Origin of the sequence: Streptomyces niveus (assembly GCF_001723055.1) — a bacterium.
In the GTDB taxonomy this organism is placed as follows: Bacteria; Actinomycetota; Actinomycetes; order Streptomycetales; family Streptomycetaceae; genus Streptomyces; species Streptomyces niveus.
The window spans coordinates 21,321-31,340 of record NZ_MDCR01000077.1 but is presented as its reverse complement, the minus strand read 5'-3'; the positions used below and the strand labels follow the sequence as shown (position 1 = coordinate 31,340).

At 68.6% G+C, this 10,020-nt stretch carries 15 protein-coding genes; 7 read left to right on the top strand and 8 right to left on the bottom strand.

Annotated features, from left to right (window positions below):
- Positions 1-47 precede the first annotated feature (47 nt).
- Genes BHU15_RS11630 through BHU15_RS11610 form a run of 5 tightly spaced genes read right to left on the bottom strand, consistent with a single transcriptional unit; the run spans position 48 to position 2,434 of the window.
- The gene (locus BHU15_RS11630) at positions 48-413 is read right to left on the bottom strand and encodes an iron chaperone (protein ID WP_069627116.1); all 366 of its coding nucleotides are present in this window, start codon (positions 411-413) and stop codon (positions 48-50) included.
- Between the two features lie 9 nt (positions 414-422).
- The gene (locus BHU15_RS11625) at positions 423-1,055 is read right to left on the bottom strand and encodes an RraA family protein (RefSeq protein WP_069627115.1); all 633 of its coding nucleotides are present in this window, start codon (positions 1,053-1,055) and stop codon (positions 423-425) included.
- Positions 1,052-1,978: an aminoglycoside phosphotransferase family protein gene (locus BHU15_RS11620; protein WP_069627117.1), complete on the bottom strand. Its 927-nt coding sequence runs from the start codon at positions 1,976-1,978 to the stop codon at positions 1,052-1,054. The genes BHU15_RS11625 and BHU15_RS11620 overlap by 4 nt, the downstream gene beginning before the upstream one ends.
- Before the next feature lie 19 nt (positions 1,979-1,997).
- Positions 1,998-2,216, bottom strand: coding sequence for a hypothetical protein (locus BHU15_RS11615; protein ID WP_141724816.1), 219 nt, complete (start codon positions 2,214-2,216; stop codon positions 1,998-2,000).
- Positions 2,217-2,251: 35 nt separating this feature from the next.
- Positions 2,252-2,434, bottom strand: coding sequence for a hypothetical protein (locus tag BHU15_RS11610; protein WP_069627114.1), 183 nt, complete (start codon positions 2,432-2,434; stop codon positions 2,252-2,254).
- Positions 2,435-2,555: 121 nt separating this feature from the next.
- Here BHU15_RS11610 and BHU15_RS11605 point away from each other — a divergent pair, with 121 nt between their 5' ends.
- Positions 2,556-3,401: a helix-turn-helix domain-containing protein gene (locus BHU15_RS11605; RefSeq protein ID WP_069627113.1), complete on the top strand. Its 846-nt coding sequence runs from the start codon at positions 2,556-2,558 to the stop codon at positions 3,399-3,401.
- On the top strand, positions 3,380-3,589 hold the full coding sequence (locus BHU15_RS11600) for a DUF397 domain-containing protein (protein WP_069627112.1): 210 nt from the start codon (positions 3,380-3,382) through the stop codon (positions 3,587-3,589). Before BHU15_RS11605 ends, BHU15_RS11600 begins: the two co-directional genes overlap by 22 nt.
- Here BHU15_RS11600 and BHU15_RS11595 read toward each other — a convergent pair.
- The gene (locus BHU15_RS11595; RefSeq protein ID WP_069627111.1) at positions 3,586-4,134 is read right to left on the bottom strand and encodes a GNAT family N-acetyltransferase; all 549 of its coding nucleotides are present in this window, start codon (positions 4,132-4,134) and stop codon (positions 3,586-3,588) included. The genes BHU15_RS11600 and BHU15_RS11595 overlap by 4 nt on opposite strands.
- Positions 4,135-4,171: 37 nt before the next feature.
- Here BHU15_RS11595 and BHU15_RS11590 point away from each other — a divergent pair, with 37 nt between their 5' ends.
- Both BHU15_RS11590 and BHU15_RS11585 read left to right on the top strand, forming a co-directional pair.
- Positions 4,172-4,498, top strand: coding sequence for a MazG nucleotide pyrophosphohydrolase domain-containing protein (locus BHU15_RS11590; RefSeq protein WP_069627110.1), 327 nt, complete (start codon positions 4,172-4,174; stop codon positions 4,496-4,498).
- Between the two features lie 10 nt (positions 4,499-4,508).
- Positions 4,509-4,991, top strand: coding sequence for an HIT family protein (locus tag BHU15_RS11585; protein WP_247748430.1), 483 nt, complete (start codon positions 4,509-4,511; stop codon positions 4,989-4,991).
- 81 nt (positions 4,992-5,072) lie between these two features.
- Here BHU15_RS11585 and BHU15_RS11580 read toward each other — a convergent pair whose 3' ends face one another.
- Together BHU15_RS11580 and BHU15_RS11575 are read right to left on the bottom strand one after the other, a co-directional pair.
- On the bottom strand, positions 5,073-5,660 hold the full coding sequence (locus BHU15_RS11580; RefSeq protein WP_069627108.1) for an RICIN domain-containing protein: 588 nt from the start codon (positions 5,658-5,660) through the stop codon (positions 5,073-5,075).
- A gap of 199 nt (positions 5,661-5,859) precedes the next feature.
- Complete coding sequence (locus BHU15_RS11575; RefSeq protein WP_069627107.1) at positions 5,860-6,285, bottom strand: GNAT family N-acetyltransferase; 426 nt, start codon at positions 6,283-6,285, stop codon at positions 5,860-5,862.
- A gap of 333 nt (positions 6,286-6,618) precedes the next feature.
- On the opposite strand from BHU15_RS11575, the gene BHU15_RS11570 reads away from it, so the two are divergent.
- Genes BHU15_RS11570 through BHU15_RS11560 form a run of 3 tightly spaced genes read left to right on the top strand, consistent with a single transcriptional unit; the run spans position 6,619 to position 10,003 of the window.
- On the top strand, positions 6,619-7,692 hold the full coding sequence (locus tag BHU15_RS11570) for a scabin-related ADP-ribosyltransferase (RefSeq protein ID WP_141726800.1): 1,074 nt from the start codon (positions 6,619-6,621) through the stop codon (positions 7,690-7,692).
- Between the two features lie 31 nt (positions 7,693-7,723).
- Positions 7,724-8,188, top strand: a complete 465-nt coding sequence (locus BHU15_RS11565; protein WP_069627105.1) for a hypothetical protein — start codon at positions 7,724-7,726, stop codon at positions 8,186-8,188.
- Positions 8,189-8,197: 9 nt separating this feature from the next.
- A complete protein-coding gene (locus tag BHU15_RS11560) occupies positions 8,198-10,003 on the top strand; it encodes an alpha/beta hydrolase (protein ID WP_069627104.1) in 1,806 nt (601 codons plus the stop codon).
- The last annotated feature ends 17 nt before the right edge of the window (positions 10,004-10,020 follow it).

Below are 10,020 nucleotides of genomic sequence, written 5' to 3'. Positions count from 1 at the left end.
GGGCCACTGCGGCGCGGCCCGTACCGCTCGCGAAGCCGTCGTCGTCGTCAACAGATCGGGCCGGGCCGCGCCGCAGTGGCCCTCAGCAGGTCTCGCAGCAGGTCGAAGTCGATGCCCTCCGGCTTACGGAACCGCAGGCACCCCTTGCCCATGTCCTGCCCGGCCAGCCGTTCCTCGAACGCCTCGCGGACGTCACTGCGCATGAGATAGAACGAGATGTACTGCTTCTGGCTGGCGAACGCGATCTCGCACGCGCCGTCCCGCTCGTACGCGGGCATCCCGTACGCCATGACCTCGTCGAAGCCCACCAACTCCTCCCTGCACAGCTGCCGCACCCTGTTCAGTACGGCCCTGCGTTCCTCAGGGACCTCGGTCAGATAGCCGTCAACGTCGCTTGCCTTGCTCTGCACCATTCCATGAGGTTAAGCCGGATCCGACGCGGCCCCGTTCTCGGACAGAACCCTCTCGATACGGGCGCGGTGCGCCGCCTCCCACTCGTCCAGGCTCTCGGCCGCCTCCTTCGCCAGCTTCGCCCGCGACGCGGAAAGCACCTCCTCCGCACGGCCGTGCGGCGTCACCACGACGCCCTCCTCGTCGGCCACCACGATGTCGCCGGAGCGCACCGTCACCCCGCCGCACCGCACATCGAGGTTCAGCGGCTCGACAGCCGCCTTGGTCCCGGGAATCGGAATGACGCCCCGCGCGAAGACCGGGAAGCCCATCTCCCGTACCTCGCCCAGGTCACGGATCACCCCGTCGAGTACGAACCCCGCGATCCCGCGCCGCTGCGCGACGGCGCACACGTTCCCGCCCGCCAGCGCGTAGTCCACATCACCGGCCTGTACGACGACGACCGAGCCCGGCTCCGCGCGGTAGATCGCGGCGTGGAGCATGAGGTTGTCACCGGCCGGGCAGCGCACCGTGAACGCCGGACCCGCGATACGCGGCATCGACGGCCACAGCGGGCGAATGCCGATGTCCATGACCTGCTCGCGCCCGAGAAAGTCGGCGAGCGTGGTCGGGGGGATGTCCTTGAACCCACTGATGTCGTTCACGTGCGCTCCTCCGTCGATTCCAGAACGCGGTCGAGAGTCCGCCGCCCCATGGTGCTCATCGTCGGGTTGCTCTCGACGTAATACCAGACCGTGCCCATCGCCTGTACGAACGCCCACGCCTTCCCGCGCTCCCACTCCAGGTCGTCGCAGCCCAGCTCCCGCCGCAGCACCTCCCGCGGCCCCCGCTCCAACAGGTGCCACCCGCCGACCAGATCCAGCGCGGGATCCGCCGGAGCGAAGCCACCGGTGTCCAGTACGCCCCCGAGCCGGTCGAGCCCGTCGCCCACGACCAGCACGTTGCCGGGGATCAGATCACCGTGGCTCATCACGTCGGCACCCGTACGCCCCAGCCCCCGCAGCCGGCTCCACACCTCCCGCAGCCGGGGCACGTCGAGCAGCTCCCCGCTCTCCGCGAAGCACTTCTCCATCCACCCGTCGTGCTGCGTCAGTACGCCGCCGCGGCCCCCGCCGCTGAAGACCCGCCCCCGCGTGTCCGCCGTACGCAGGGCGCCGATGAAGCCCGCGAGATCCCTCGCGAAACCGTCCGACCCACCCACACCCGCCTCGGCCCCGGCGTCCGAGGCGACCGTCCCGTCTAGCCACGTCTGGACGGACCACGGCATCGGATAACCCGCCCCGGGCTTCCCCAGCGCGACGGGCTCCGGCACGGGAACCGTGGACACCCCCGCCAGCTCCGCGCCCGCCTCCGCCTCCTGCTCCAGCGCCACCAGAAGCTCGGCGGCGTCGGCCAGCCGAAGCGGAAAGCGAGCGGAGAGATCGTCCCCGATACGGAAGATGGCGTTCACCGTCCCCGCCGACGGCAGCAGCCGGATCTCCCTGCCGCGCCACTGCGGGAACTGTTCCCCGATCAAGGCCCCCACCGTCTCGGCGGTCACGTCCACTTGATCCTCGTGCATGGTCATCACGTCAGACTTCCATACGTCAGACACCACCGCGCCGACTGTGCCGGTTGCGCTCCGCCAGCCGTGCGCTCAGCTCCGACGGGGGCGGTACGTAGTCCGGACACTTCGGGTTGCCGCACTCGCACTTGGGCCAGGCGAGCACGGCGCCCGGCCCGAGAATCCGTTCCGCGTCGCCGGCCTCGCCGTCACCGTCGATCTTCCGCACCACCAGCACTCCATCCGTACCGAACGTACTCATCAACCGGGACAGAAACCGCCGCGCGTCACTGCCGCTCACCGCGCCACCCGCCTGAGGCCTTGTTCAACGCGCCGCAGCAGCTCAGGTGTCACGGGTGCGTACACACGGGGGACGACTTCGGGTACGAGCCGCCAGAAGCCGCCGCTGTGCACGACGGCTTCCAGTTCGGCCACGTCGTCGGCGACGCGGGACGGTGTTCGAGTCTCTGGTTCGAACATGCCGGTGATCCACCTTCCGTCATTGCGTAACTACGTTCCGTGCATCAAGAATCGGCAGATACGGCCGTGTCCAAAAGGGCTCGGCCATAGCCGGGTTGCCGTTGGACACAGGGGAGTTGTCATGGGCGCACGGAAGCCGAACGCAGGTCAGAGGCCGTCAGCGCGGCAGATGCTCGCGAAGGAACTGGCACGGCTGCGGGAGGAGTCGGGGAAGTCCTTGGCCACGCTGGGCGAGGAGACGACATATGACCGTGCGTACTTGCACAAGCTGGAGACGGGGGCGCGAGTGGGGTCACCGGGGGTGATCGCGGCGCTCAGCGCGGTGTACGGAACGGGTGACCGCCTCACGATGCTGTGGCAGTTGGCGCGGGAGGACGCGTTCGCCGACAAGTACAAGCGGTTCATGGAACTTGAGGCGAAGGCGACGGTTCAGTACGCGTACTCCGTCGGTGCCATTCACGGTCTCCTCCAGACGGAGGGCTACGCCCGCGAAGTCTTCGAGGCAACGCGACCACGCGACGAGAACGAACTCGCGGAGGAGGTCGCGGCGCGGCTGGGGCGGCAAGATCTGCTGCGTCGTGAGGACGCACCGCACTTCCGCGCGGTCCTGGACGAATCCGTACTGCGGCGCAAGACTCGCGACCCCAAGGAGTGGGTGCGGCAACTTGAACACCTTCTAGAAGCAAGCCGGTTGCCAAACGTCACGCTTCAGGTGTTGCCTTTTGAGGCGGGGCCGCACGCCCTGCTGGGCACCTCGGTCACCATCCTCTGGCTTCCGGACGGCAGGGCGGTCGCGTACACGGAGGACGCCCACTCGGGAAAGTTGATCGAAGATCCGTCAGAGGTCGAGAAACTGCGCCTGTCCTACGATCTACTGAGGGACCTGGCCCTGTCGCCGCGGGATTCTGTGGCGTTCATCGAGCGACTGCTGGAGGAGAACAAACCATGCGCCCCCGACCCGACCTGAGCACGGCACAGTGGCGTAAGTCCAGCTACAGCAACGGCGACGGCGGCCAGTGCGTCGAGGTGGCCGACGGCTACCCCGGCGTCATCCCCGTACGCGACAGCAAGGCGCCCTCCGGCCCCGTACTCCTCCTCCACCCCACCGCCTGGCGCGACTTCGTCGCCCACGTCGGCGGTGGCGAGCGTCCCTAGCGTTCGGGGAGGGAAGGGTCCGGCGTCCAGGGTGACGGCGCGGTGATGGCCCAGCGTTCGTGGTCGCGCCAGGCCCCGTCGATGTAGAGGTAGTCGGGCGACAGCCCTTCGTAACGGAAGCCCAGTCGCTCGACCACGGCCAGGGACGCCTTGTTCCCCGGCTGGATGTTCGCCTCCAGCCGGTGGAGGCGCAGGTCGTCGAAGGCGTGCCGCAGGGCGATGGTGAGCCCTTCGGATATGTAACCCCGCCCCGCCGACGGGGCGAAAGCCGCGTAACCGAGGGACGCGCCCTGGTAGCGGCCCCGGATGACCGAGTTGATGTTGACCATGCCGGCCACCGCGCCCGTCTCCCGGACGCGGATGACGTAGCCCAGGTTGGTGCCGTCGGCGAAGCGGCGCATCCACGCCTGGAACTCCTCCGGGGTCGCCGGCAGCTGCATCCACGGCGAGTGCAGCTCGGCGCTGGCCCGCACGAGCGAGCAGAACTCGTCCTGGTCGGCGAGGGTGAGCGGGCGCAGTTCGACCCGTGAGGGGAGACTCGTCATGGCCCAATGCTAGAGCTGACGGAAGGCGTGAACGCTCATGGAGCTGCACGAGTTACAGGCACGCGCACTGCGGATCCACGATCTCTACGACGAGCTCAACCAGCGCGTACGCGGCCGGGTGTGGACCCGCGAGGAGTTCATGCTCGGGTTCGTCGGAGACGTAGGAGACCTCGCGAAGCTCGTCATGGCGGAGGAGGGCGCCCGGCCAGGTGGCGGGCGGGAAGCCCTCGAACACGAACTGGCCGACTGCCTCTGGTCCGTCCTGATCCTCGCGCACCGTTACGGCGTCGACCTCGACCACGCCTTCCGCCGCACCATGGACGATCTCGACAACGCCATCCGCGCCCAACTGCCCCCGGCATAGGGTCTCCGACATGGAAATGGATCTCGCCGCCTACGAAGAGCGTGCCCGCTCCGGCCCCTGTTTCGTCTGCGCGTTCCTCCGGGGGGACCCCGACTACCGGCACGAGACGGTCTACGAGGACGCCGACCACATCGCTTTTCTCGACCGCTGGCCCACTCTCCCCGGCCGGGTGCTCGTCTCGCCCAAGGCGCACGTGGAGCACGTCGTACGCGACCTGGACGAGGCGGCGTACGCGCGGCTCATGCTGGTCGTACGGCGTGTGGCGCTCGCCGTCGAGAGTGTGCTGCGGCCGGAGCGTACGTACCTGCTCTCCCTCGGCAGCCAGCAGGCGAACTCCCATCTGCACTGGCACATCGCCGCGTTGCCGCCCGGGGTGCCGCCGGAGCGCCAGCAGTATCACGCGCTGATGACCGAGAACGGGATTCTCGACCAGACCCCCGACGAGATCGCCGACCTGGCCGCCCGCCTGCGCGCGGCACTTCACCAGGCGTGAACCGGCCGTTCCCCTGGCAGGTCCGACGTCCGGCCCATGGCTCCACCGGTCCGGTGGAGCCATGGGCGGCCCGTGGGGGGCTCAGAGATTGACGGGTTCCCAGACGGGCAGCCAGACGTCGTTGGGGACGCCCTGGGGCGTGCAGTCGTACTGGATCAGGGAGTTGCCCACGCCGACTCCGCCCGCGACGTTGAGGCACTTGTTGCTGGACTTGACGACGACCTGGTAGCCGATGCCCTTGGGGACGAATCTCCACAGTTCGTTGTCGGCGTTGCCGCAGTCGTACTGGATGACCAGGGTGCCGTTGGCGGTGCCGCCACCGGCGACGTTGAGACACTTGCCGCTGCCCACGGACTTGAACCGGTAGTACCCGCCCAGGGCGGAGTCCGCCTCCCAGCGTTCGTTGGCGGTACCGGACCACGGGTACTGGATGACCGGTGCACCGTTGTCCGGGGAGGCTCCCCGTACGTTGGCGACCTGTCTCGGGTCGCTCGCCAGCCGTAGCGTGAACTGCTGCGCGACGATCGACCGGGGGGCCGCGTCCGCGCGTGCTCCGGCAGGCGCTCCCGCGGAGTCGACGGCGACCGCCGGGCTGAACGAACCCGACATCAGTCCGACGCTCGCCACGACGGCTCCCAGCCCCATGCCCCACCGTTTGTACGACTTCATGCTCTCTGCCTCCGATTTCACCGGCGCGCCAGCGACCATCGCCGAACGCGTTCAACTAACTACTTAAAGTAGCCAGTTGGGGTGATCGGCCACAGTCGGCATTGGGAGCGTTCATGATTCGCGCGATGCTTCCGCACCCCCGCCAGGGCAGCGGGATCACTCTTGCCCAATGTTTGGCCCGCGCCCGGACCGGCGGAGGTCAGAGCGGCCTGACCCAGCGGCTCCACTGCTCCTCCGCCTCGTAGCCGGCGTTCCGCCAGGCGTGCTGGGCGAGTTCGTTGTCGTCCAGGACCATCGCGTCGGCCCGGCGGCCACCGAGTGCCGCGAAGCGTTCGTGCGCGGCGGCCAGCAGCGCGGCGGCGATGCCCTGGCGGCGGCGGTCCGGGGCGACGGCCAGCCGGTAGAGGTGGCAGCGCCAGCCGTCGTAACCGGCGATGACCGTGCCGACGATCGCCCCGTCGTCGGGCGACTCGGCCACCAGCAGGGCGTCCGGGTCGCGGACGATCAGACGCGTGACCCCGGCGATGTCGTCCGTGATGCTGACGCCCTCGGCGGACCGGGCCCAGAAGGCCAGCAGGGCGGGGACCTCGGCGAGAGAGGCGGTGCGGATCGAGACCTTGCTCATGGGGGCTGTCTAGCAGGAGCGCGCGCGGCCGAGCAGACATTTTCGCCGACCGGACACCCCTCCGACCAGGCACGCGTCACTGAACCGCTCGTATCCCCGTCACGTAGGAAGGATCAAGGAGCACCGTGGGACATCTTGGTCGGAAGCGGCCGGGAGGATTGGCGCCACGGCATGTGCTCGACGGCGAGATGGGATCGGAGAGAGACATTGCCGCGACGGCCGGAGCATTCCGATGTCGAGGACTACGGTTCGAGCAACGGCAGCGAGGGGTCCTTCACGAGAGACGCCCCTGTCGAGAGTTTCAACGAGGCGATCGGCGAGTACCCCCGGCAGGTGACCTACCTTCCCCAGCCGACGGTGGGCTTCGGTACGTCCAGGAAGGGCCCCCGGCCGGAAGACCTCGTCGTGGCCAGGACCGGCTCGGCCGCCGGCCGGCCGCCCTTGTATCGGGCGGACCGTGAGCCGCTGTACCGCTGGGATTCGCGCCGGCCCGCGATCATCTTCAGTGAGGGGTTCCAGCCCAAGAGCGATGCGGCCCCCAGCAGCCTTCAGTACCACCAGAAGCAGCGCACCGATTCGGCGATGGTCAGCTTCACCCGCAAGGAGGAGCCGGAACATGGCACGTTGCACCGGGAAGCGGGCACCGACAACGCCTACCGGTACGTCGCGCCGTCCGCCCCGGGCGGTATCGACGTCGCGATGTCCCTCGGCACGGCGAGCTACGCCCATCAGCAGGAAGTCGTCCACTGGAAGGGCATGACGCCGGACCACATCGCCAGGGTCGACGCGTACGACGTGAACAGCGAGTTGGTCGCCGCGGTGGACAACCCCTTCGCCTCGGCCGAGACATGGCAGGCACAGGCGCGCCTGGACCAGGAGACGGCGCAGGACCGCGTCTACGCGGCGGCATGCGGTGCCGAGGTCGGCCAGGCATCGCAGTACGACCGGTACTGCCACCAGTACGCCGAGTGGCACGTGGCCAGCGGCGGCCAGCACTCCGAGCAGGGCCAGATCGACGGACACGTCCGGACGTACGCCGAGTTCTGGAGGCAGAACTACTACCAGCCGGAGATTCAGCAGCACGCCCAGCACTGGGCCGGCGAACTCGGCGAGCCGTGGTCCTACGCGAATCCCCCGCAACCCCCGGCCGCGACGCAGGCGTTGTACAACGACTACTACGTGCTTCAGGACCAGGCGGCTCAGTGGGCCGCGCAGCAACCCGTCGCCACCGCCGCTCAGACGTACGCTCCGCAGAACCTGGTGAACTACCCGTCGCAAGGGGCCGCGCAGCAGGGCGGGGGCCAGAGTTTCGGCAACGTCCAGTACACCCAGTATGGTCCCGTTCAGCACACCCAGTACGGACCGCAGGGCGGGGCCGGTGCCCGGGGCAGGGGCAGCGGTCGCTGAGCCAAATCCGAGCAGGAGGGGGAACTCGCGGATGGCATGGGACGAGTGGGAGGGACTCAAGGCCGACGCGGCGGCCCGGAGTTCCACACAGATGCAGCTCAACCAGTATCCGGCGGATCCGGGCGGCGGCGGAACCGGGATCCCGGTCACCGAAAGCCTGAAGTCGGAGAAGAAGGCATGGGTGAAGGCCGGCGAGGGCGTCACCGGTCTGAAGGCCGACATCAGCAAGGCGTTGACCGGGCTGGAGAACGGACAGGCCGGGCTCGGGGACACCACCGGCTGCCAGACCGCCGCCGCGCAGAAGGAGTTGTACGACTCCTGGAAGAAGTACGTCGGCGACGTGAGCGCCCGCTGCGGTGAACTCGGCGGGCTGCTGGAGAGGTCGGGCCACGACCTCGCGAAGACCGACCAGTCCGTCCTCACCGATCTGGACCAGCTCAAGGTCAAGTACGCGGACACCGAGGCCGTCGGCGGCCAGGCCCCGAAGGGACGGTGATCCGCGCTCATGGATCTCGCGACGCTGAAGGGCTTCAAGCCGTCGGAGTACGAGGAGGCCGCCGACGGCTACCGGACGACCGGTGACATGGCCAGTGCGGCGAAGGACACGATAAACAACCGCATCAGCGCGGGCATGACCAGCCAGCTGAAGGGCGAGGCGGTGACGGCCGCCCTGCGGGAACTCAAGAGTCTGTCGCAGAACTTTCACTACGCGCAGACCGAATGCGGTCTCGTGAGCACCGCGCTGACCGGCTTCGCCTTCGACATGGCGGCGGCCAAGCGCAAGCTGGACGCGGCCATCGCGGACGCCGCGGCCGACAACTGCACGGTGGGGCAGGACGGTTCGGTCAGCTATCCCGCCGGCCGGAAACCGGGTGCGGAGAAGGACGAACCGGGCGGCACGGTGTCCGGGAGCGCCGGGGGCAGTCCGACGTCGGACGCACTGGAGCGGCAGGCGGCGGGCATCCACCCGAATCCGTACTACGGCAGGGCGATGGCGTACGCGAACCGGGTCGCCGACGCCCTGAAGGAAGCCACCGAGGCGGACGGCAAGTGGGCGCCGAAACTGCGGGCGTTGAAGGCCGACGACGACCTGACCGTCTCCAAGGCGGACTGGGCGGACGCGCAGTCGGACATGGGCGGGGTCCGCGAGGCGGGCAAGAACTACCTGGACTCGCTGCCGCAGGCCCCGAAGGACGGCACCCCGGCGCAGAACGCCGACTGGTGGAAGAAGCTCAGTCCGGAGGAGCAGGCCGCGTGGCTCGCGCTGCGGCCGGACACGGTGGGGGCGCTCGACGGGCTGCCCGCGACGGTACGCGACGAGGCGAACCGCGTCGTCCTGGAGGAGAAGCGGGGCCAGCTCCAGATGGAACTGGACGCCATGCCCAAGCCGCCCGCCAACGAGTGGACGTGGATCACGGCAGGCATGTACCCGTCGAAGGTCCACACGGACGAGTGGATGGCGTGGCACAACAAGTACGGGGACCGGTACGAGCAGCTCAACAAGTCCCTCAAGGGCATGGGGAGCATCCAGGACCGCTTCGACCGGACCGGTGAGAAGGGGCTGCCCGAGGCGTACCTGCTCGGATTCAGCCCGGAGGGCAACGGCCGGGCGATCGTGGCCAACGGCAATCCGGACACAGCCGATCATCAGGCGGTCTATGTGCCGGGTACGACGTCGAACCTGGGCGGTATCGGGGGCGACATCAACCGGATGGAGAACGTGTGGCGTGTGGCCGACGCCGCCAACAACGGCTCCGTCTCCACGATCACCTGGCTCGGTTACGACGCCCCGCAGAACATCGTCAAGGACTCACCGTTCAGCCACTACGCGGATGACGGCGCTCCCGCCTACAACCGGTTCCTCGACGGCCTCGACGCGTCGCGTACGGCCGATTCCGACCCGCACCGTACGGCGATCGGCCACTCGTACGGCACGACCCTCATCGGGTCGGCGGCCCGGCAGGGTGATCTCAACGTGGACGATGTGATCCTCGCGGGCAGCCCCGGGGTGCAGGTGAGCAACGCCGATCAGATGGACGTGCCGAAGGGGCACGTCTGGAACCAGGAGGCGAAGGGGGACCCCGTCCCGGACATCGGACGCTACGGGCACGGTGGAGCCGGGTGGGAAGGAGTCTTCGTCATCCCCAGTGACGATCGTTTCGACGCCAATCAGCTGAGCACGGACACCGAGGGGCACAGCGACTACTGGAAGGAAAACACCCAGAGCCTGAAGAACCAGGGGCTCGTGGTGGCGGGCAAGGGTGAGAACGCCGACCTCAAGCAGCCGGACAACTACAGGGGCGGGAGATAGGAATGACCAGCGACCGT